The organism is Rhodoferax ferrireducens (assembly GCF_049302455.1).
Taxonomy (GTDB): Bacteria; Pseudomonadota; Gammaproteobacteria; order Burkholderiales; family Burkholderiaceae_C; genus Rhodoferax; species Rhodoferax ferrireducens_B.
In genome coordinates this window covers 16,710-39,028 of record NZ_JBAQMD010000041.1, presented here as the reverse complement: position 1 = coordinate 39,028, position 22,319 = coordinate 16,710, and the positions used below count along the sequence as shown (strand labels likewise).

The window sequence follows — 22,319 nt, the reverse complement described above, 5'->3', positions numbered from 1 at the left end:
GGATCAACGGCTCTACTCGCTTCCAAAATTCGTCGGTAACTTCCCATGCTTTCGCCTTGGCCATCTTCCCTCCACACGCGGTCATCGCGCATGGAAAGTCATTATCCACTATTTACGGATAAGTTCTTAATCCCCGGACTGCCTGGTTCGCGCCTTTTGACCCATATCATGAGTGATGGGAATTTATGAACGGACGATGCGGATGCTCGCCACATTCAATTCCGAATCGTTTCAGCGCAGGTGCTTGAACATCCTGGCGTCGGACATCTCTGTGATACGCAGGCGGGGCCGGACCAGGCAGCCGGTCGAAGGTCTCGCCGGCAAGCAAGGGCCCCGGCTGGTCCACCGCCAGATATAACCCGCAGCAACCGTTTTATGCCGTGGCCCGGGCGGCGCCACTGAAGCCCATGACGGCGTTGAACTTGTAGCAAGGCTCGCGCGGCTGCGTTACCGTAGCTCGCAGTGGGGAAACCTGAGCACATCGCCCACCCACACGTCCGTCATTTGAACGCGGGTGCTCGTGCCACCTGAATGCTGAGAAGTGTGGGCCCGATGCGGCCTATTTGCCACCCAGCCCCATCGCCCGCGTAATCACCTCCTTCATGATCTCGTTGGTGCCGCCGTAGATGCGTTGCGGACGCGCGTCGACGTAGGCGCGCGTGATCGGGTATTCCCACATGTAGCCATAGCCGCCAAACAGCTGCACGCACTCGTCCATCACTTTGCACTGCAAATCGCTACACCAGTACTTGGCCATGCTGGCGGTGGCGGTGTCCAGCGTATTCGTCATCAGGAGTTCGGTGCATTTATCGATGAACACCTGCGCGATCTGGACCTCGGTCTGCAATTCCGCCAGGGTAAAACGCGTGTTCTGGAAGGCCGCCACCGGTTGGCCGAACACTTTGCGCTCCTTGACGTAGTCCACGGTCCAGTTAATGGCGGCCTGCGACGCTGCGATGGCGCCGATGGCGATTTGCAGGCGCTCCCACGGCAACTGCTCCATCAGGCAAATAAAGCCCCGGTTTTCGTGCGCCGGGCCACCCAGCAGGTTGTCGGCCGGGACGCGCACATTGTCAAAAAAGAGCTCGGACGTGTCCTGCGCTTTCATGCCCATTTTTTTCAAGCGCTTGCCCACTGAAAAGCCTGGCATGCCACGCTCCACCAGCAGCAAACTGGTGCCCTTGGCACCTGCGGCCGGGTTGGTCTTGGCCACCACGATCACCAGATCGGCGTGCCAGCCGTTGGTGATGAAGGTCTTGCTGCCGTTGAGCAAGTAGCTGCCGTCACTTTGCTGAATGGCAGTGGCCTTGATGCCCTGCAGATCCGAGCCTGCGGCGGGCTCGCTCATGGCGATGGCGCCAATCATTTCTCCGCTCGCCAGTTTGGGCAGGTATCTTTTCTTTTGTTCTTCCGTCCCGTAGTGCAGCACATAGGGGGCCACGATTTCGCTATGCAAGCCGTAGCCAATACCTGTGAACCCGGCACGCCCAATTTCTTCCAGTTGCACGACCGAGTACAGCTTGTCGGCTGCCGCGCCACCGTATTCTTCCGGCACGGTCATGCATAAAAAACCGTTCTCACCGGCCTTGCTCCAAACCGCACGATCCACATAACCCTGCTCCTCCCAGTCCGCATGAAAGGGGGCAATCTCCTTGTCGATGAAGCGGCGAAAGCTGTCGCGAAAGGCTTCATGGTCGGGCGTAAAAAGGGTTCTCTGGATCATGGCGTCACCTGGTTAACGTGAATTGGACTATTTATACAAAGCAATCGCTTTGCGAAAAGCAATATACTGCATTCCGACAATTCGCAGTACCCCATTTTCTTGAAATTGATTTTCAATTGGAGACCCCATGACTGAAGCATTTGTGTATGACGCCATCCGCACGCCGCGCGGCAAAGGCAAAAAAGACGGCAGCCTGTACGAGGTCAAGCCCGTCAATCTGCTGGCCGGTGTGCTGACCGAGTTGCAGCACCGCAATGACTTCGACACGTCCAAGGTGGATGACGTGGTCATGGGCGTGGTGTCGCCTGTGGGCGACCAGGGCGCGGTGATTGCCAAAGTGGCAGCCCTCAAGGCCGGTTGGGACTTCACCTGCGCCGGTATGCAGATCAACCGCTTTTGCGCCTCCGGCCTGGAAGCGGTGAACCTGGCGGCGCAAAAAGTGCGCTCAGGCTGGGAAGAACTGGTGGTGGCTGGTGGCGTCGAGAGCATGAGCCGCGTGCCGCTGGGCTCGGACGGCGGCGCCTGGGCGATGGACCCCGAAACCAATTCGGTCACCGGGTTTGTGCCGCAGGGCATTGGCGCCGATTTGATTGCCACGCTGGAAGGCTTTTCGCGCCAGGACGTGGATGCGTTTGCATTGGAATCACAAAAGCGCGCCACCCAGGCGCGTGCCAGTGGCTACTTTGACCGTTCAGTGGTACCCGTGAAAGACTTTTTGGGCCAGGTCATTCTGGCGCAAGACGAGTTCATCAAACCGCAAACCACACTCGAAGGCCTGGGCTCGCTCAAGCCCGCGTTCGAGCAGATGGGCGGCATGGGTTTCGACCAGGTCGCCCTCACCCGCTACCCGCAGGTGGAGCGCATCCACCATGTGCACCACGCCGGCAACTCAAGCGGCATTGTGGACGGTGCCGCAGCGGTGTTGATTGGCTCAGAGGCCGCTGGCAAGACCCACGGCTTCACACCCCGCGCGCGCATTGTGGCCGCGGCCCTGAGCGGCGCTGACCCGACCATCATGCTGACCGGCCCAATGCCGGCCGCGCGCAAGGCGCTGGCCAAAGCCGGCTTGAGAATTGACCAGATTGACCTGTTTGAAATCAACGAGGCCTTTGCTGCGGTGGTGATGCGCTTCATGAAAGAAATGAAGGTGCCGCATGACAAGGTCAACGTCAATGGCGGCGCCATTGCCATGGGCCACCCGCTGGGCGCCACCGGCGCCATGCTCATCAGCACCGTGATTGACGAGCTGCACCGGCGCCAGCTGCGTTACGGCATGGTCACGCTGTGCGTGGGCGGCGGCATGGGGATTGCCACGATTGTGGAAAGAATTTAACAAAACAAGGCCTTAGCCCCCGTATTCATTGCGAAGTACGCTACTTATTTAATAGCAAAATTACCATGAAAACCATCCAATACGAATTACAAGACGGCGTTGCCACCATCATCTTTGACGAACCCAACTCTCCCGTCAACACCATGTGCCTGCAATGGCAGCAAGACATGTCGGCCCTCGTTGCGCAGGTTCTGAAGGACCAGGACGCGATCAAAGGCATCATCCTGGCATCGGCCAAGTCCACCTTCTTTGCAGGCGCTGATCTGAAGGGCGCGATGCGGCTCAAGCCCTCGGACGCCAGCGCCATCTTCACCGAGATCGAACTGATCAAGAAAAACTTCCGCACGCTGGAGGCACTGGGCAAGCCGGTGGTGAGTTGCCTCAACGGCACCGCTCTGGGCGGCGGCTGGGAAGTCGCACTCGTGGGCCATTACCGCATCGCGATTGACAACAGCAAAACCCAGTTTGGCATGCCTGAAGTGACGCTGGGCCTGCTGCCCGGTGCGGGCGGCGTGACCAAGATGACGCGCCACCTCGGTTTGATGGGTGCACAACCCTACCTGGTGGAAGGCAAGACTTTCTCGCCCAAGGAAGCAAAGAGTCTGGGACTGGTGCATGAGCTGGTCGCACCGGGCGACACAGCCGCCACCGAGATGCGCACCAAGGCACTGGCCTGGATTGCCGCCAACCCCAGCGCCCAGCACCCCTGGGAAGCCAAAGGCTACAAGGTGCCCGGCGGCCTGCCCTCCAGCCCGGCTGTAGCCCAAATGCTGGTGGTGGCTCCCGCCATGATCAAGCAGCAAACGCGCGGCCTGTACCCGGCGCCCGAAGCCATCATGGCCTGCATGGTCGAGGGGCTGCAAGTCGATATCCAGACGGCGTTGCGTATCGAGAGCCGGTACTTGGCCAAGCTCATGACCGGCAGCAACGCCCGCGCCATGATCAATACCTTTTTCTTCAACCTGAACGCCATCAAGAGCGGCCAGTCGCGCCCGGGAAATGCCCCGCGCTTCAAACCGGCCAAGGTGGGTTTGCTGGGTGCCGGGATGATGGGTGCGGGCATTGCCTTTGCCCAGGCCAGCAAAGGCATCACCACCGTGCTCAAGGATGTAAGTCAGGACAAGGCTGATCTGGGCAAGTCTTACAGCGCCCGGATCACCCAGGCGCGCGTGGACAATGGCCGCATGAGCGCTGCCGACCAGCAAACCATTCTGGAGCGCATTCACGCCACCGACCAAGTGGCGGATCTGGCGGGTTGTGACCTGATCATCGAGGCGGTGTTTGAAAACCGGGAGCTCAAGGCCAAAGTCACCCAGGAGGCCGAGCCCATGCTGGCGCCCGGTGGCTTCTTTGCGTCGAACACCTCCACGCTGCCCATCAGCGGCCTGGCCAAGGCCAGTGTTGCTGCGGACAAATTCATCGGCATTCATTTCTTCAGCCCGGTGGACAAGATGAAGCTGGTCGAGATCATTCGTGGCCGGCAAACCAGTGACGACACCGTGGCGCGGGCTTATGACTACGTGCAGGCCATCGGCAAGATGCCCATTGTGGTGAACGATTCGCGTGGCTTCTTTACCAGCCGTGTGTTTGGCACCTTTGTCATGGAAGGCGTGGCCATGCTGGGTGAAGGCATTCCAGCGGCAGCCATCGAAAATGCGGGCATTCAGTGTGGCATGCCGGTCGGACCGCTGGCGGTTTTGGACGAAACCTCACTGACGCTGAGTCTGCATGTGATGGAACAAACCCGCGCCGACTTCGAAGCCGAGGGCAGAACTTATGTGGCCAGCCCGGGCGAGGCGCTGCTCGTCAGCCTGGTGAAGGAACACCAGCGGCCCGGCCGCGCGGGGGGCGCCGGCTTCTACGAATACCCCGCTGAGAAAGGCGTCAAAAAATTCCTCTGGCCGCAACTCAAACCGCTGTTTGAAAAAGCCGATGTTCAGTGGGACATCACCGACCTGAAAGACCGCCTGCTCTATCGTCAGGCGGTGGAGACGGCGCGCTGTTTGAGCGAAAACGTGCTCACCAGCGTGCATGACGCCAACATCGGCTCCATCTTCGGCATTGGGTTCCCGGCCTGGACCGGTGGTGCCATGCAGTTCATCTATGGCATGGGGATGGACGCCTTTGTGAACCGGGCAGACGCGCTGGCAGCCCGGTTCGGGGCCGGTTTTGCACTGACGGACGAAGTCAAGGCAGCGATCACACGCTACCAGCCTGTTTATTGACATACAGCGCCGTCAGACGCATCGCCTCCTGCGGTGTCGTCGCGGGTAGAAGAAATGGGCTGGCGAAGTGCGCACAGTCATTGACCTGGATCGGCCACTACCCGTATATCTGTAAAAATGCTGTGATGACCGATATCGCCACTGACCCCAAACACTTTACCAAGGCGGTCACCGAACTCGGTGAAAAACGCCCAGTGGTGACGACACAAGCGATTTTCAATGATCGCGGCGTCAAGATCATTGAAAAGGGCGTTCAGGTCAATGCGGGGCTGTACGAGCGGCTGATGGCCCACAAGCTGACGGTGCCGATTGAACAATCCGTGGCCAGCACGCCCACCGTCACCGGACAATTTTTACGTGTGCACGCCGAACAGGTGATGCGCGACGTGCCTTTCTTTGAGCGTATCGGCGCCAACACGAAGACGCGCAGCCTGATGCTGGACGCGCTGACGAAACTGCCATTGCCCAGCCCTGTCGCGTTTCAATTGGCGCTGGCCTATGAGGTGCGCCCGGTGCTGTTTCGCCACTCAATCTTGATGGCGCTCTTTGCCGCCTGGATGACGCAGGGCCTGATGGTGTCGCGCTTTGACGTCAGCGTGGCGAGCGCCGCGGGATTGTTGCATGACATCGGTATGCTGCATCTCGACCCGCTCCTGCTCATGCCGCAGAGCGCCATTGGTCACGATCAAACGCGACAGCTCTACTCACACCCACTGGTCTCCGAGGTGCTGATCGAGCGCCACCACGAATATCCGCGTGACCTGCTGCAAGCCATCAAAGTGCACCATGAGTTCCTCGACGGATCGGGCTATCCTGGCAATCTCGCGGGCGAAGCGATCAGCCCCTTGGGTCGCGTTCTCTCGCTGGGTGAGCTGGTCACATCCATGTTGACGTCCAACGAAGCGGCATCCGAGTTGCGGCTTTGGGTGCTGTTGCGCATGAACATGCATCGCTATGACGTGGCACTGGTCGAGCAGGTGATGCAAAACATAGAGCCGCAAACTGAACTGCAGAGCAAGGGTCTGGCAGTGATGGCTGATCCTGTGAGTCGCCTCATGGAAATCGACGCCACCCTGTCCGAATGGCCGACCGAACTGACCCAGCGCGCGGACCTGAGTGCGCCGCGCCAGGCAAACCTGGCTGCATTGGCGGAGCAGTCGGCACAACTGCGCCGCACATTGGCCGGCGTCGGCGTGGCACCGCAGCAGTTGGCACAATTGGGTGACGATACGCTGGACGATTTTCTTCAGTTGGAGTTGACACTGCTGGCACAGGAAGCCGCCTGGCAACTGCGATCGCTTGCGCGCCAGACCCGGCGGCGCTGGCACATTGAGGCCGATGCCCATTATCCGGATCAGCTGCAAGCGTGGCTGGACCGGGTGGACACCCTGGTGGTCGGTATCAACGGCATTGCGTCCGCGCAACTGCGCGACACGGAGTAGTCTGTGGCTGCGCATCAAGATGGCGCCTCGCCGCGTCCAAGCTCCCTGACTGACTTGTTCTGGTCATTCACACGACTGGCCCTGCAGGGCTTTGGCGGCGTGCTGGCGATCGTGCAACGCGAGTTGGTCGAAGAGAAGCAGTGGCTCACACCCGAGGAGTTTATGGAGGACTGGGCAGTGGCGCAGATTTTGCCGGGCCCCAATGTCGTCAACCTGTCCATGATGATTGGTGACCGCTACTTTGGCTGGCGTGGCGCTTTGACGGCGGTGGCGGGCATGCTGGCCTTTCCGCTGCTGATTGTGCTGGCGCTGGCCGCGCTGTTTGCTGGCATTGCTGATTCACCGGGCGTTCAAGGCGCGCTGCGGGGCATGGGTGCGGTGGCGGCGGGTCTGATCGCCGGCACCGGACTCAAACTCATCAGCTCCTTGAAGAGAAATATCATGGGAGCCCCCGTCTGCTGGTCGCTATTAGCTATTACTTTTATAGCTATTGCCTTGCTGCATGTGCCACTGGCGTGGGTTCTGCTGGGTGCGGGGACGCTGGCCTGTGTCTGGGCTCACCGGCAACTGGGCAAAGTCCAGGCTCGGGGGGCCAAAGAGTGACTGCGAGCCTGACGCTGAATCTGACATTCACCGATTGGCTGGCCTTGCTAAGCCATTTCCTGTCGCTGTCTCTGCTGGCCATCGGGGGCGCAATCACCACCGCACCCGACATGCACCGCTACCTGGTGATCGAACAGCACTGGCTGAGCGACAACCAGTTCAACTCCTCCATCGCGCTGGCACAGGCCGCACCGGGTCCCAACGTGCTGTTTGTTGCATTGCTGGGCTGGAACGTGGGTCTGAACGCCGGCGGCGGCATGGGAGCAGGCTCGCTGTCGTGGGTCTACGCCCTGCTCGGAGTCGTTCTCACCATGCTGGGCATCATGCTGCCCAGCACAATGCTGACCTTCGTGGCCGCCCGCTGGGGCCATCAAAACAGGGAGCTGCAGTGGGTGCGCGCCTTCAAACAAGGGATGGCGCCAATCGTGATTGCGCTGCTGCTGGCGACCGGCTGGATTCTGGCGACCGGCCACGACAACTCGTTGAATAACTGGCCGGTGTGGCTGCTCACCGGAGCGAGCGCCCTGCTGGTTTGGCGCACCCGGCTGCATTTGCTGTGGTTGCTGGCGGCCGGCGGGTTATCAGGATGGTTCGGCTGGTTGTAGGTGTTTTATTGATAATCATTCGCATTTGTGATAGCATTGATTCTTCATTTTTTTGGAGTTCACACGACATGATCAAAAAACACATCCCTGCAGCATGCGCCATCTTGTTCGCCTGCACTGCTGTATCGGCGCAAGACCAGATCCTCAACATCTACTCCGCCCGTCACTACCCATCGGACGAGGCGCTTTACAGCACCTTCACCAAGACCACGGGCATCAAGATCAATCGGGTTGACGCCGACGATGCGGGCATACTCGCGCGCCTGAAGGCAGAAGGAACCGCATCGCCTGCCGACATCATTTTGTTGGTCGATGCCGCGCGGTTATGGAAAGGTGAAGTTGAAGGGCTCTTCCAACCCATTAAGTCCAAAATATTGACTGAGGCCATTCCCGCTCAACTGCACGGCAAAACCACTGCGGACGGCGCTTCCCAGTGGTTCGGTTTTTCAACCCGTGCCCGTGTCATCGTGTACAACAAGGACAACGTTCAGAAACAGGATGTCGATACCTACGAAGAACTGGGCGACCCCAAAAACAAGGGGAAACTGTGCATCCGCTCCGGCTCTCACCCGTACAACCTGTCGCTATTTGGCGCCGTGCTTGAGCACTTGGGTGAAGAGAAAACACAGGCTTGGCTCAAAGGCATGGTCGACAACATGGCGCGTACGCCCAAAGGCGGTGACACGGACCAGATCAAAGGCGTGGCCTCGGGCGAATGTGGCATTGCGGTGACCAACTCCTACTACCTGGCCCGCATCATGCGTTCGGACAAGCCTGAGGACAAAGCCATCATTGAACGGGTCGGTGTTGTGTTCCCCAACCAGGCGTCGTGGGGAACCCACGTCAACATCGCGGGTGGCGCGGTGGCCAAACATGCCAAGAACCAAGCCAACGCTGTCAAATTTTTGGAGTACCTGGCCAGCGCCCCAGCGCAGGACCAGTTTGCCAACGGCAATAACGAATGGCCGGTGGCTAAAGGCGTCAAGATCAACAACCCGGCCTTGCAGGCCATGACCGGTGGCAGCTTCAAGAGTGAAACCATCCCCATCAGTGTGGTGGGGATGAACCAGGTCAAGGTTCAGCAAATGCTTGACCGGGTTGGGTTCAGATGAAATTATTCTCCTAGCCGATCGTCGCCTCCTGCGCCTCTGGTTTGGATTTGCCTTCTTTCTTCGACAAGGGTTGAATATCCAGCAAGACGTCGGTCTTGCTCTCATCCGTGTCGTCGAGATCGACTGTCAGTCTGCCACCGTCGGTCAGGCGGCCAAAAAGCAATTCGTCAGCCAGCGCGCGGCGAATGGTGTCCTGAATCAAACGCTGCATGGGGCGCGCACCCATGAGTGGATCAAAGCCCTTCTTGGCCAGGTGTTTGCGCAATTTATCGGTGAAGGTCACATCAACCTTCTTGTCGGCCAACTGGGCTTCCAGTTGCAGCAGGAACTTGTCGACCACCCGCAGGATGACAATCTCATCGAGTGCCTTGAAGCTGACGACCGCATCCAGCCGGTTACGAAATTCCGGTGTAAACAGCCGTTTGATATCGGCCATCTCATCGCCCGCCTCGCGCACATTGGTGAACCCCATGACGGTCTTGTTCATGGTCTCTGCACCAGCGTTGGTCGTCATGACGATGATGACGTTGCGGAAGTCGGCTTTACGGCCATTATTGTCCGTCAACGTGCCATGGTCCATCACCTGCAACAGCACGTTGAAGATCGCCGGGTGCGCCTTCTCAATCTCATCAAGCAACAGCACGCAATGTGGCTTCTTGGTGATAGCTTCCGTCAACAGCCCACCCTGATCAAAACCCACATAGCCGGGCGGCGCGCCAATGAGGCGACTCACAGCGTGTTGCTCCATGTATTCGCTCATGTCAAAGCGAATCAGGTCAATACCCATGATGTAAGCGAGCTGCTTGGCGGCTTCGGTTTTGCCTACGCCCGTGGGACCGCTGAACAGGAATGACCCGATTGGCTTGTCGCCCTTGCCCAAGCCGGAACGTGCCATCTTCACGGCCGACGCCAGCATGTCAAGCGCTTTGTCTTGCCCAAAGACGACATTCTTGAGATCCCGTTCCAGCGTCTTGAGCTTGCCGCGATCATCATTGGACACATTGGCGGGAGGAATCCGGGCAATCTTGGCCACAATTTCCTCCACTTCAGCCTTGCCGATGATTTTCTTGCGTTTGGAGGGGGGCAAGATGCGCTGGGCTGCACCGGCCTCGTCGATGACGTCGATGGCTTTGTCTGGCAAATGTCGGTCATTAATGTACTTGGCGCTCAACTCGGCGGCAGCCTGCAATGCCGCCACAGCGTACTTGACGTTGTGATGTTCTTCAAAACGGGATTTGAGGCCTTTGAGAATCTCTACCGTCTGCTCAACGGTCGGCTCAACCACGTCAATTTTCTGGAAACGACGAGACAGTGCGGCGTCCTTCTCGAAAATACCGCGATATTCAGTAAAGGTGGTCGCACCAATGCATTTGAGCGCACCGGAACTCAAACCCGGCTTGAGCAGGTTGGACGCATCCAGAGTCCCCCCCGACGCCGCCCCTGCACCAATCAAGGTGTGAATCTCATCAATGAACAAAATGGCATTCGGTTTGTCCTTCAAGGACTTCAACACCCCTTTGAGCCGCTGCTCAAAGTCGCCTCGGTACTTGGTGCCAGCCAACAAAGCACCCATGTCGAGTGAATAAACAAGGGACTCAGCCAGAATTTCAGGCACATCTTTTTGCGTGATACGCCAAGCCAAGCCTTCGGCAATGGCCGTTTTCCCGACACCGGCCTCGCCTACCAACAGGGGATTGTTCTTGCGACGGCGGCACAAAATCTGAATAACACGCTCAACTTCATACTCGCGACCTATCAACGGATCGATCTTGCCGTCTTTGGCCAACTGATTGAGGTTTTGCGTGTACTGCTCCAGTGGAGACGATTTCTCATTTTTCTCAGAGACACCCTCCTCGCTTTCAGCTTGACTCTCACCCGACTTTGCTGGCTCCGGCGGATCGCTTTTCTTGATGCCGTGCGCGATGAAGTTCACCACGTCAAGTCGGGTCACACCCTGCTGATGCAGGTAGTACACCGCGTGGGAATCTTTCTCACCGAAGATGGCAACCAACACGTTGGCGCCGGTGACTTCCTTCTTGCCACTGCCAGTGGATTGCACATGCATGATGGCACGCTGAATTACACGCTGAAACCCCAAGGTGGGCTGTGTGTCGACGTCATCTGAACCAGCTACCTGAGGCGTGTTGTCCTTGATGAAGTTCGCCAAAGATTTGCGCAAATCATCAATATTGACCGAGCAGGCCCTTAGCACCTCAGCTGCGCTGGGGTTGTCCAACAAGGCGAGCAACAGGTGCTCAACCGTGATGAATTCATGACGCTGCTGGCGCGCCTCAACAAATGCCATGTGAAGGCTGACTTCCAATTCTTGGGCAATCATGTGATTTCCTTTATAGCCTTTACTTTGATGATTAACTGTAATCCGATTTCAATATTAATTCCGAAGAGTTGCCAAGATGTCCCTATCGATCAGGGGCTGAGCGGGACCAGATACCGCCCAGCCACGGGCTGTCCCACAAAGATATCTAAAAACCAACGGGCTCGCTGATGCACTTTAACGGATGCCCAGCTTTGTTTGCCGCATCAAGTACCTGATCCACTTTGGTGGCGGCCACGTCCTTCGAGTAAACCCCACAAACGCCTTTGCCATCGAGGTGAATCTTGAGCATGATCCGCGTTGCCGCCTCCAAATCCTTGCCAAAAAACTCCTGGATCACCACCACCACAAATTCCATGGGTGTGTAGTCATCATTGAGCATGACAACTTGGTACATGTGAGGGGGCTTGGTCTTCTGCGTTCGCCGTTCAAGTACAACGGCGCCGCCCTCGTCCCCATCAGGTTCCTGAACCAGCGGCACATTGGGAATTACGGGTGATTTGGTTGCCATGCTTTAATTCTATCGAGCGTACCGCTGCACTGCGCTGCCAAGGTGAATTGGTGCCAGTCTGCCAACATTCAAGCGGCGAAAACAAAAAAAACCGCTCACAGCCGATAAGCCAGAGCGGTTTGAATACCGGAGAAGGTCAAGCCTCACCGGCAGCAAGCAGGCTGTACTTACATGTTGTCGATCATCACCTGGCCGAATCCAGAGCAACTGACCTGGGTCGCACCGTCCATCAGGCGAGCGAAATCGTACGTCACTTTCTTGCTCTTGATAGAGCGCTCCATCGACTTGATGACGGCATCGGCAGCTTCAAACCAGCCCATGTGGCGTAACATCATTTCAGCCGACAGAATTTCAGAACCTGGATTCACATAATCTTTTCCAGCATATTTGGGGGCAGTGCCGTGAGTGGCTTCAAAGCAAGCGACCGAGTCAGACAGGTTGGCCCCGGCAGCAATGCCGATGCCACCCACTTGAGCCGCCAATGCGTCAGAAATGTAGTCCCCATTCAGGTTCAAGGTCGCTATCACACTGTATTCAGCCGGGCGCAACAAAATTTGTTGCAGGAAGGCATCCGCAATGCAGTCTTTCACGATGATCTCTTTGCCCGTTTTGGGGCTCTTGAATTTGCACCAGGGTCCGCCGTCAATAAGTTCGGCACCAAACTCATTCTGCGCCAAGGCATAACCCCAGTCACGGAAAGCACCTTCGGTAAATTTCATGATGTTGCCCTTATGCACCAGTGTGACATTGGGCTTGTCATTGTCAATCGCGTAACGAATCGCCTTGCGTACCAAGCGCTCAGTCCCTTCACGCGACACGGGTTTGATGCCGATGCCTGAGGTACCGGGAAAGCGGATTTTGGTGACACCCAGCTCATCCTGCAGGAACTTGATGAGTTTTTTTGCCTTGGGCGATTCGGCTTCAAATTCGATGCCGCAGTAGATGTCTTCGGTGTTTTCACGGAAGATCACCATATTGGTTTTTTCCGGCTCTTTGACGGGGCTGGGTACGCCTTCAAAATACTGAATCGGACGCAGGCAGACAAACAGGTCAAGCTCCTGACGCATAAAGACATTGAGCGAGCGAATACCGCCACCGATTGGGGTTGTCAGTGGGCCTTTGATGGACACCACATAGTCACGCAAAGCGTCCAGCGTTTCAGTCGGGAACCAGACATCGGGACCATAGACCTTGGTCGCCTTTTCACCCGCATAAACTTCCATCCAGTGAATCTTCTTCTTGCTACCGTACGCCTTGGTCACTGCCGCATCCACCACTTTAATCATCACCGGTGTGATGTCCAACCCGGTGCCGTCACCTTCAATAAAAGGAATGATCGGCTGATCGGGGACGTTTAACGACATATCGGCATTGACGGTGATTTTTTGGCCTTCTGAGGGAACCTTGATGTGCTGGTACATGTAGCTACTTCTCCATGAGTTGGTTGAATTTGTGAACAAATTGAAGCCGAAACCACCCGAAATTGCCTTTTCCTGGCTAGCTTGAAGGCGTCAACGAATTTTAGTCCCAAAAAATTACCGACTTCTGTCAACCGGACCCAAGTCGACCCCGTTACGGACAGGCCTCCCAAAGTTTGGGAGGAAATCATTTGACATAACGTTATCTCAAGGAAATTGAAAATGAACAAACTTATCGCTGCTTTGGTTGCTGGTCTCTTCGCTGCTGGCGCATTCGCCGCTGATGCTCCCGCTACGGCTGCCGCTAAGGCCGCTGCACCTGCTGCCGCTAAAGCAGCAGCACCTGCTGCAGCAGCAGCTGCTGCTGCGCCCGCTGCTGCTGCTGCCGCCGCACCCGCTGCCGCTGCATCAGCCGCTAAAGTAGATGCCAAGGCTGCCAAGGCCGAAAAAGCTGCTGCCGCCAAAGCAGCCAAGGCCGAAAAAGCTGCTGCCGCCAAAGCAGCCAAGGCTGAAAAAGCTGCTGCCGCCAAGAAAGCCAAAGAAGAAAAAGCTGCTGCCGCCAAAGCAGCCAAAGCTGAAAAAGCTGCTGCCGCCAAGAAAGCCAAAGAAGAAAAAGCTGCTGCCACGAAGTAATTCTTGACAACTTGAACCGAAAATGCCCGCTGACGCGGGCATTTTTTTGCCAGTCCTTCAGTTGCGTCAGAATTGAGACATGAAACACATTGCAATTGCACTTCTCTGCTTGACAGCCGCTCTAGTCAACTCAAGCCAAGCTCAAGACGCACCGCAGATGGACTTGCCCCGCGTCAAGCTGTCAGCGGGCATGCACCTGATCGATGCACAAGTGGCAGCAACCATTGAACAACGCTCAACCGGGCTGATGTTCCGACGGGACATGCCACAGTCCGAGGGCATGTTGTTTGTATTTGAGCAAGCCAGCGTGCAATGTTTCTGGATGAAAAACACCCTCTTGCCCCTGACGGCTGCCTTTGTTGCCAACGACGGCACCATTGTCAATCTGGCAGACATGAAGCCAAGAACAACTGAGTCCCACTGCTCAAAAGAGCCGGTTCGTTATGTTCTGGAGATGAATCAGGGTTGGTTTGGCAAGAAAGGAATCAAGACGGGTTTCAAGCTCGGCGGCCCACCGTTTGAAACGAAGTGAAGATCAAAAAGCCGGCTGTTCAGTTCCCCTCTTATCGAACGCCGTCCGAAAGCCGCGTTTTTTCGGCACGGCTTCTGATGCCACCCAATATTTCCGACGTGAGCCGGTTGCCGTATTGACTGACGACCTGCCCTGCGGCCTGGTTGGCCAGCCAGGCTGCTTGGGCGTGGCTGTGACCGTGCGTGACGGCATAGAGGAAAGCACCGGCAAACATGTCGCCCGCACCATTGGTGTCCAGCGCTTTCACGCTGGCGGCGGGTACGGTGGTTTGCTGTGCGCCTTCCAGCACGATGCAACCTTGGGGACCACGCGTGAGGCAGACGGTGTGCGCCAGTTGGCTGAACTGCTGGCAGATCACCTGGAGGTCTTGCGTGCCGCACCAGACCTGGGCTTCTTCCTCGTTGCAGAACAGGTAACCCAACCCTTGGCCGATGATGGCGTCCAGACCGGGTCGGCAAAAGTTGATCATGCTGACATCGCTCAAGGTGGTGGCCAGGGCAACGCCAGCTTCTTGGGCCATTTGGCGCCCCTGCAGTGCCGCCTGCAGGCCGGTTGGGGATGCGGCGAGGTAGCCTTCCATGTAATAGATTTTTGACTTGGCAATGTCGCACTCGTGCAGGGCGGTGTGGTCAAGTTCAGCCGTAGCCCCAAGAAACGTGCTCATGCTGCGCTCAGCATCGGGTGTCACCATCACCATGCAGCTGCCGGTCTGGCCCGGCGCAGGCAGCGTGCGGGTGAGGTTGGTCGCCACGCCGTTGGCGATCAGGTCCTGGGTATAGAACGCGCCCAGCTCATCATCAGCGACCCGGCAGGAATAAAACGCCTTACCCCCTAGTTGCGCCAGCGCCACCACGGTATTGCCCGCCGAACCGCCCCCGGTGCGCCGTGCAGTGACTGCGTCCAAATGACCCAGTAACTCAACGCGCCGGGTGGCATCGATCAAGGTCATATGCCGCTTGTCCACACCCATGGCCTGGAGTTGCGTGTCTGAGACTTCGTATTCAGAGTCCACCAGTGCGTTGCCGATGGCGTAAAGGTCGTAGGTTTTCATGCTGAAGTATTTTTTGATTTCGCAGTGTTGTGCGGTGACGCGCTGAAGGCTTGAAGTGTATCGGCATGACCGAGACGCCATGGCGTTGGTGCACCCCTATGGCGCAACAATTCAAAAATCCTCTGCGCTATCAAAGCGCATGGGTCGCCCACTCACGGGGTGGCACAGTTCAAGCAAGCAGGCATGCAAGAGCAGTCGATCAGCCATGGCTTGCACGCGCGGGCTGCCATACAGCGCGTCTCCCACAATGGCGTGCCCCAATGCCAGCAAATGCACACGCAATTGGTGCGACCTGCCGGTCACGGGCTCCAGCTCGACCCGGGTCGTCTCATCAGATGTTTTGTGCATCAACACGCGCCAGCGCGTCACGCTGGGCTTGCCGCGCTGGTGATCAATGATCCGGCGCGGCCGTTCGGGCCAGTCCACGATGATGGGCAGGTCAATCACGCCCCAGTCTTGCAGCGATGGCGCCAGTTGCCCGTCGACGATGGCGACGTAGCGTTTTCTGACGCTGCGGCTGGCAAAAGCCAGACTCAGGGCACGCTGTGCAGCCGCGCCACGGGCCATCACCATCAAGCCCGAGGTAGCCATATCCAGGCGGTGTACCACCAGTGCATCCGGGTACAGGCGCTGGGCACGCGCACTGAGGCAATCCTGCTTGTCTTCGCCCCGTCCGGGCACAGACAACAAACCAGTCGGCTTGTCCAGCACCAGCAGGTACTTATCGGCATAGACGACCTTCAGCTCATCAGGGTGCATCGACACTTTGGAGAAGTCGCTGGACGGTCTCACACAACTCGTCCACATCATTGGGTTTGTGGATCAGTGCCCGCGCGCCTGCACTGAGGGCACTTTGCTCGATCTCTGCGGTCACATAACCCGACGCCAAGGCAACAGGGAGATCAGGTCGAATTAGACGGGTTTCCCGCAAAAGTTCTATACCGCTGTAACCAGGCATGTTGTAGTCCGTCACCAACAGATCAAAGTCCAGCGGGCGGGCGCGCAAGGCTGCAGCAGCCAAACGGGGATCTGTGAAGGTGCTGACCACAAATCCTTTGCGTTTGAGCACGCGCTGGACCAAAAAGACCAGCGCTTCATCGTCGTCAACGTACATGACCCGCTTGCCCCTGCCCCGCACCGACTGGGGCTCCGATAATTTTTTTGCGGCATTCGGGGTCTCGGGCAAGGCAGCAAGGTCGGCGACCGGGAAATAAAGCGTGAACACACTACCGGTATCAGGGGTGCTTTTCACATCCACCGTACCCTGGTGAGTGCGCATGATGCCATGGACAACCGCCAGTCCCAAGCCGGTGCCCTGGCCCACGGGTTTGGTGGTGAAGAAGGGCTCAAAAATGCGCTGCAGCGTCTGGGCGTCGATACCGCTGCCCGTATCACGAACCACTAATTTGACGTGTTGACCACGTACGCCGCCTCGACGCTCGATCCGACCCGGGTCAGTCGTCAGGTTGTGTCCAAGTTCGATGCTGAGCGTCCCGCGCCGGGCGCCAATAGCATGAATGGCATTGGTGCACAGATTGAGCAGGGCTTGTTCCACTTGGGTCGCATCGGCCAGCACCAACGGGGTGCTGGGGTCGATGCCCACCTGCATGTCGACCAGGGGCGGCAGGGTGACCTTGAGCAAATGCACGGTTTCCTGCACCACGTCAGCCAATTGAATCGGAATCCGCTGAGGTGATTCATTGCGACTGAATGTCAAAATTTGTCGTACCAGATCGCGGGCTCGCCGCCCCGCCTTGTCAATCTCGGAAAGACTGACGAGCGCTGGCGACCTTGCGCCAGCATCTTGTTTGGCGAGCTCCACATTGCCCAGAATGGCACCAATGATGTTGTTGAAGTCATGCGCGATCCCACCCGCCATGGTGCCCACCGCCTGCATTTTTTGCGACTCCCGTAGTTGTGACTCCAAAGCATTGCGGTGAGCCTCGATTTTCTTGCGGCTGGTAAGGTCGCGCGCGAAGATGGTCGTGGTGTCACCCTCCGGGTGCAGCTCAAACGACACACTGACTTCAATGGAGACGCTGTTGCCGCTTGCCGTCAACCCCGTCATTTCACCTAATTGCGCATGCGTGGTGAGCTTGTTGTAGCTGAGGGTTTGCACCGCGTCCGGCAGAAAGCGTGTCAGCTGGCTACCGAGGGCTTGCGACGACGGGCACTGAAACAACGCTGCCGCAGTAGGATTAAAAATGGTAATGAGGTAATTCTGATCGATACAAATAATGGCGTCGAGTGACGAATTGATGATCGAGGCCAGTCTGTTTTTGCTCAATTGAAGTTCTTCATTGCGCTGCTGCAGTTCTGCAGCACTAAGCTGCAAGGCTTGACGCTGGGCCAGTAAAGGACTTTGGTCAATAACCGCACAGATGAATTGCGCCAGATCATCCTGAAAATTCTCGATCCGGGCAATATGCAAGTCGCCCGTGAAAACACCGCTGGAACCGCTCGAAAAAACGACTTCTGTTGTCTCGTTGGTTCCAATTTTTTTGGCGCTGACAAAAGCCTGTGCGACCTTGTCAAGATACTCGCTATTCACCAGCGGCAATAAAAAATTCAGTGGCGGATCAATCTCCAGGGGGCGAAAAAGTCGCAAAGCCATGGCATTGCTCTCAAGCACCAAACCATTTTCATCCACGACCAGCAGCGCCAGCGGTACGTTCGAAAAAAGGGTAAGAAACCGCTCCGAAGCGCCTTCGGCAGCGATTTGGCTATACCGCAGCGCCTTATTTTGAATTTCCAGTTCGGCCTGGTAATTGCGTAAATCCTCCACCATCTTTGCCAGGGAATAACCCCTGGCAAGAACTGTTTGCTTTTGACCTGTTGCGCGACCGCGCAGAAGGCGTTTTGGCTTGAGCACAGAGGGCTTTCTGGGTTTGGACAAAATCCTCATGGGTGCTGTCTGTTCCCGTGCATGCCTTGCCCTTTCTGCCGACGACCTAAACCCCGGAATTAAGTCCGTGACGGTGCATTTTTCAGCTTACCGCGCACCGGCACCACCGTGGTGACCGTTGGGCGGACAGCGTCAGGCGACACCGGCTTGGGTGGCGAGGTATCCTTTTTCGGTTTTTTTACCATCTTGTTGCTTTGCTGACCTTTTGCCATTTTTTGCTCCAGAGTTACATGTCCGGCCATTCGAATTGAGGCTGGCGCGCTAGATTATCTTCCTGCTGACGATTATTTCAGGACTCCTTAATCAAACGGGGACATTTTTGCCCGGCCTATCGGGCACGGGGCCAATAAAAAGCTATCTTGCGCTGACTTCCGCCAGGCCAGAACGCGCACCGCTAAGCACGGCATGGGCATTGAGCGACCGGATTGGTATCCGGATGTCGCTTGGTATGCACTGAGCCACCTGCAGGCTCAGGTAACGCAGAGCGCAGACCCGTAAAAAGCTTGAATAATTTGGGATGTCACCGCGGTGCGTCAACAATTCGTCGTAGAGCGTGGAGAGGAGCTGCGGCACCGTCATGCCGTCGCGGGCGCCAATTTCCTCCAGAGTGTCCCAAAACAGGTTTTCGAGTCGGACGCTGGTGACCACGCCGTGCAAACGGATACTGCGCGTCGTGGCTTCATAGCTCTGCGGGTTGGCCCGGACGAAAATTTGACACATAGTGGTCTCCTTCGCGGTTCAAAAGAACAGCCGCTAAGCATAAGCGCCGACGCACTTTGTGGCTAGTGGGAAACTTTTATACCCAACAGAGCCATAAACTGCGACAACCAGGCGGGGTGTGCCGGCCAGGCCGGTGCAGTGACATATTGACCATCGGTGACGGCGGCATCGATGGCAATCTCGGCAAACAGGGCGCCCGCCAACTCTACTTCTGGTCTGCAGGCCGGGTAGGCGCTGATGCGCTTGCCTCTGATGATGCCGGGTACGGCGGCCAGCAGTTGAGCGCCGTGGCACACAGCGGCAATCGGCTTTCCGGCGTCGGCAAACTCTTTGGTTATGGACAGCACGCGGGCGTTGAGCCGCAAATACTCGGGTCCGCGTCCACCGGGGATCAGCAGTGCATCGTAGTTGGCGGTGTTGACATCGGAAAAATTGGCGTTCAAAGCAAAACGGTGGCCCGGCTTTTCACTGTAGGTTTGCGCACCTTCAAAATCATGGATCGCGGTCATCACGTAGTCACCGGCTTTTTTGTCTGGACAAACCGCGTGCACGCTGCAGCCAACGGCGAGCAGGGTTTGAAACGGCACCATGGTTTCGTAGTCTTCACCATAGTCACCACACAACATCAAAATCTTCTTGGCCATGACAGTCTCCTGAAAAATTGAAAGTGACAGTTTGCCTCCCGACTGCGCCAGCGGGGTAACAGCGCACTACTACGGCACTAGGCGTTTTCCCCATGGGCCCGGGCTGATTGCGGCGACAATCTAGCTCCAATTTTTATTACTCGCTTGCTCACCCAAGCCTTCTCCATGTCCAGTACCTCCAATTTTGAAGTCCGGCCCGCCACTGTGCGCGATGCCAAAGCCATTGCCGAAATTCATGTCAGTGCCAGTCAGGCGGCTTTCAAGGCCCTGTTCCCGGGCGAAAAGGCGCCCGCCATGGCCGTCGACAAGAGCCAGGCCTACTGGTGCGACGCCATTGAATTCAGCGAACCCCAAGTCTTTGTGGCGCTTGATGCGGGTCAAGTCGTCGGCTTCGTCGGTTTCGACCGTTCACGTGACAAGGGCACACCGTCGACTACCGGTGAAATCTGGGCCATTTTTGCCGCCACTTCGCACTGGGGACGGGGCGTCGGGCTGGCGCTGTGGGACGCGGCACGCGAAGGTTTGCTGGAAGAAGGCTGTACCAAGGTCACGGTATGGATCCCGTTGGGCAACGAGCGCGCCCTGCACTTCCATGACCTGGCCGGCTTCAAACGTGAAATGACGAGCATCAAAACCGTGCCCGTGGGGGCGGTCAAGGTCGAAGAAATTCGCCTGAAACGCGATCTGAACTGAGGCGTTGACTGATCAAGTGCGGCGTAACACCACACTGCCAATCGAATAGCCGGCTCCAAAAGAGCAGATCACCCCCACGTCGCCAGCCTGGATATCGTCGTGGTGCCGGTGAAAGGCAATGATCGAACCGGCTGAGGCGGTGTTGGCAAATTCATTCAGGATCACCGGTGCGTCATCCGGCGTCGCGTCACGCCCCAACAATCTGCGGCTAATCAACTGGTTCATGGCCAGGTTGGCCTGATGCAGCCAAAAACGACGTACGCCATCGGGTGCCAGGCCATGTGCCGTCAGGTGGCTGGTGATGTGCTCCACCGCCATCGGACAGACTTCCTTGAAGACCTTGCGCCCCTCTTGGTAAAAAAGCAGATCACGGTCATCGGGGTCGCGGTCCTCGCTGCGCCACATATAGCCGGCATTGTTGCGGATATTGTTGGAAAACGTGGTGAGCAGGCGGGTGCCGAGCACCTCAAAGGCACCCGCGGGGGCATTCTCCAGCCGCTCGATCAGGATGGCGGTGCAGACGTCACCAAAAATGAAATGGCAGTCGCGGTCCTTCCAGGCCAGATGCGATGAAGTAATCTCCGGGTCCACCACCAAAATAGCCCGGGCCGAGCCGGTTTTGACCGCATTGACCGCCATCTCAATGGCAAAAGTGGCCGAGGAACAAGCCACATTCATGTCGAAGCCGAAGCCCTGAATGCCCAACGCAGTCTGAATTTCCACCGCCATGGCCGGGTAAGCACGCTGCATATTGGCGCAAGCACAAATCACGCCGTCAATATCTTCGGGCTGTCTACCGGCGCGAGCCAGCGCGTCGCGCGCTGCGGCCACACCAATTTCAGCCATTAACGAAATCTCGCTATCAGGGCGGACCTGCAAGCGCGGGCGCATGCGCTGCGGGTCAAGAATGCCGGATTTTTCCATCACATAGCGTTGCTTGATGCCCGACGCTTTCTCAATGAACTCCATGCTGGATTGGGGAATTGGCTGGCGGGTTCCGGCGGCAATGGCAGCGGCATGTTCCTTGTTTTCCTGCGCTGCAAAACAATTGAAGGAGGCCACCAACTCTTCGTTGGTAATGACGTGCGGTGGAATGTAGAGTCCGGTGCTACTGATGGCGACACGATGCATAACGTTTGTCCTGAAAATACGAGGCTGGAGTAGTCCAATAAAGCCGTGATTATCTGCGGAGTCACTCTTGGCCCTGCCCGCCACTCATATTCAGCCGCCATGCCGATTGGCCTCAGCAAGGAAAAGTCGCCAAGTCCGAAGACTTGAAAGCGGGCTACTGGTCAGGTGATTTGGTGAGCACCCAAATGCACGCGGGGGGGAAATTTGCGAATACCCACTTGATCTGCTGCCACTTGAAGCCGGCAGGCGCTGTGAATGGGGCGCTCAGGCCATAGGTGTACTGAATGAGCTGTGAGCCAGGTGACGATTTCAGGAATGCCAGAAGGCTCTGCACTGTCAAGTGTTTGATAGCAGGCGGCAAGGACCGAAATGGCAAGCTGGAGACGACCGCCACTGACCCGGTTTGCCGATAATTATCGAGCGCGCGGTGTGCCGTCGAATGCAGGACTTTCAGATTTGGATATCGCTTCTTTAAAGAAACCGCCAACTTTCTTTGCAACTCGACAATTTGAAGTCTATCTTCATTGACCACCCTGGAAAGAGCTTGCGTGACTGCGCCGGTGCCCGCGCCAAGTTCCAGAACGTTGTCTGAGTTTTTCGCCAAATTGGCTAGCTCTCGCGCAAGACGAGCGGAAGAAGGAGCCAGCGCGCCCGTTGTGCGCGGGTCCTTCAGCATTCGAAAGAGAAATGAATAGGGCATTGC

21 protein-coding genes are annotated in these 22,319 nt (G+C 57.2%); 9 read left to right on the top strand and 12 right to left on the bottom strand.

All coding sequences use genetic code 11. From position 1 onward, the window contains the following. Positions 1-559: 559 nt before the first annotated feature. Complete coding sequence (locus WA157_RS08060; protein WP_422620453.1) at positions 560-1,723, bottom strand: acyl-CoA dehydrogenase family protein; 1,164 nt, start codon at positions 1,721-1,723, stop codon at positions 560-562. A 127-nt stretch (positions 1,724-1,850) separates the two neighbouring features. Between WA157_RS08060 and WA157_RS08055 the strand changes: the two genes are divergently transcribed. The 6 genes from WA157_RS08055 to WA157_RS08030 all read left to right on the top strand — a co-directional run bounded on the left by WA157_RS08055 (position 1,851) and on the right by WA157_RS08030 (position 9,043). Continuing rightward, positions 1,851-3,056 (top strand): acetyl-CoA C-acetyltransferase, encoded by a 1,206-nt coding sequence (locus WA157_RS08055; protein ID WP_422620452.1) that lies wholly within the window; start codon positions 1,851-1,853, stop codon positions 3,054-3,056. Positions 3,057-3,121: 65 nt separating this feature from the next. Then, positions 3,122-5,281 (top strand): 3-hydroxyacyl-CoA dehydrogenase NAD-binding domain-containing protein, encoded by a 2,160-nt coding sequence (locus tag WA157_RS08050; protein ID WP_422620451.1) that lies wholly within the window; start codon positions 3,122-3,124, stop codon positions 5,279-5,281. A 125-nt stretch (positions 5,282-5,406) separates the two neighbouring features. Then, entirely contained in the window at positions 5,407-6,723 is a 1,317-nt protein-coding gene (locus WA157_RS08045) for an HD-GYP domain-containing protein (protein WP_422620450.1), read from the top strand. 3 nt (positions 6,724-6,726) lie between these two features. Beyond that, the gene (locus tag WA157_RS08040) at positions 6,727-7,326 is read left to right on the top strand and encodes a chromate transporter (RefSeq protein WP_422620449.1); all 600 of its coding nucleotides are present in this window, start codon (positions 6,727-6,729) and stop codon (positions 7,324-7,326) included. Beyond that, positions 7,323-7,931, top strand: a complete 609-nt coding sequence (locus WA157_RS08035; protein ID WP_422620448.1) for a chromate transporter — start codon at positions 7,323-7,325, stop codon at positions 7,929-7,931. The genes WA157_RS08040 and WA157_RS08035 overlap by 4 nt, the downstream gene beginning before the upstream one ends. A gap of 68 nt (positions 7,932-7,999) precedes the next feature. Beyond that, entirely contained in the window at positions 8,000-9,043 is a 1,044-nt protein-coding gene (locus tag WA157_RS08030) for an extracellular solute-binding protein (RefSeq protein WP_422620447.1), read from the top strand. 10 nt (positions 9,044-9,053) lie between these two features. Here WA157_RS08030 and clpA read toward each other — a convergent pair whose 3' ends face one another. The 3 genes from clpA to icd all read right to left on the bottom strand — a co-directional run bounded on the left by clpA (position 9,054) and on the right by icd (position 13,310). Next, positions 9,054-11,381 carry an ATP-dependent Clp protease ATP-binding subunit ClpA gene (gene clpA / locus WA157_RS08025; RefSeq protein WP_422620446.1) on the bottom strand — a complete coding sequence of 776 codons (2,328 nt, stop codon included), beginning with the start codon at positions 11,379-11,381 and terminating at the stop codon, positions 9,054-9,056. Between the two features lie 145 nt (positions 11,382-11,526). Continuing rightward, a complete protein-coding gene (clpS, locus tag WA157_RS08020; RefSeq protein WP_422620445.1) occupies positions 11,527-11,889 on the bottom strand; it encodes an ATP-dependent Clp protease adapter ClpS in 363 nt (120 codons plus the stop codon). A gap of 167 nt (positions 11,890-12,056) precedes the next feature. Continuing rightward, positions 12,057-13,310 (bottom strand): NADP-dependent isocitrate dehydrogenase, encoded by a 1,254-nt coding sequence (icd, locus tag WA157_RS08015; protein ID WP_422620444.1) that lies wholly within the window; start codon positions 13,308-13,310, stop codon positions 12,057-12,059. Positions 13,311-13,523: 213 nt separating this feature from the next. Between icd and WA157_RS08010 the strand changes: the two genes are divergently transcribed. Both WA157_RS08010 and WA157_RS08005 read left to right on the top strand, forming a co-directional pair. Continuing rightward, positions 13,524-13,940: a hypothetical protein gene (locus WA157_RS08010; protein ID WP_422620443.1), complete on the top strand. Its 417-nt coding sequence runs from the start codon at positions 13,524-13,526 to the stop codon at positions 13,938-13,940. Between the two features lie 79 nt (positions 13,941-14,019). Continuing rightward, positions 14,020-14,472 carry a DUF192 domain-containing protein gene (locus WA157_RS08005; RefSeq protein ID WP_422620442.1) on the top strand — a complete coding sequence of 151 codons (453 nt, stop codon included), beginning with the start codon at positions 14,020-14,022 and terminating at the stop codon, positions 14,470-14,472. Positions 14,473-14,503: 31 nt separating this feature from the next. Here WA157_RS08005 and WA157_RS08000 read toward each other — a convergent pair whose 3' ends face one another. From WA157_RS08000 to WA157_RS07975, 6 genes are all read right to left on the bottom strand, one after another. Next, the gene (locus WA157_RS08000) at positions 14,504-15,523 is read right to left on the bottom strand and encodes an adenosine kinase (protein ID WP_422620441.1); all 1,020 of its coding nucleotides are present in this window, start codon (positions 15,521-15,523) and stop codon (positions 14,504-14,506) included. A 111-nt stretch (positions 15,524-15,634) separates the two neighbouring features. Continuing rightward, on the bottom strand, positions 15,635-16,282 hold the full coding sequence (locus WA157_RS07995; protein ID WP_422620454.1) for a pseudouridine synthase: 648 nt from the start codon (positions 16,280-16,282) through the stop codon (positions 15,635-15,637). Further along, a complete protein-coding gene (locus tag WA157_RS07990) occupies positions 16,272-18,428 on the bottom strand; it encodes a PAS domain-containing hybrid sensor histidine kinase/response regulator (protein ID WP_422620440.1) in 2,157 nt (718 codons plus the stop codon). The genes WA157_RS07995 and WA157_RS07990 overlap by 11 nt, the downstream gene beginning before the upstream one ends. A 59-nt stretch (positions 18,429-18,487) precedes the next feature. Further along, a complete protein-coding gene (locus tag WA157_RS07985) occupies positions 18,488-18,640 on the bottom strand; it encodes a hypothetical protein (protein ID WP_166485726.1) in 153 nt (50 codons plus the stop codon). A 142-nt stretch (positions 18,641-18,782) separates the two neighbouring features. Then, complete coding sequence (locus tag WA157_RS07980) at positions 18,783-19,148, bottom strand: ribbon-helix-helix domain-containing protein (protein WP_422620439.1); 366 nt, start codon at positions 19,146-19,148, stop codon at positions 18,783-18,785. A gap of 62 nt (positions 19,149-19,210) precedes the next feature. Next, positions 19,211-19,792: a DJ-1/PfpI family protein gene (locus WA157_RS07975; protein ID WP_318665450.1), complete on the bottom strand. Its 582-nt coding sequence runs from the start codon at positions 19,790-19,792 to the stop codon at positions 19,211-19,213. 165 nt (positions 19,793-19,957) lie between these two features. Here WA157_RS07975 and WA157_RS07970 point away from each other — a divergent pair, with 165 nt between their 5' ends. Further along, positions 19,958-20,485: a GNAT family N-acetyltransferase gene (locus WA157_RS07970; protein ID WP_422620438.1), complete on the top strand. Its 528-nt coding sequence runs from the start codon at positions 19,958-19,960 to the stop codon at positions 20,483-20,485. Positions 20,486-20,497: 12 nt separating this feature from the next. Here the strand turns inward: WA157_RS07970 and WA157_RS07965 are convergent, their stop codons facing one another. Together WA157_RS07965 and WA157_RS07960 are read right to left on the bottom strand one after the other, a co-directional pair. Further along, positions 20,498-21,616 carry a beta-ketoacyl-ACP synthase III gene (locus tag WA157_RS07965; protein WP_422620437.1) on the bottom strand — a complete coding sequence of 373 codons (1,119 nt, stop codon included), beginning with the start codon at positions 21,614-21,616 and terminating at the stop codon, positions 20,498-20,500. A gap of 154 nt (positions 21,617-21,770) precedes the next feature. After that, a complete protein-coding gene (locus WA157_RS07960; RefSeq protein ID WP_422620436.1) occupies positions 21,771-22,316 on the bottom strand; it encodes a class I SAM-dependent methyltransferase in 546 nt (181 codons plus the stop codon). Between the last annotated feature and the right edge of the window lie 3 nt (positions 22,317-22,319).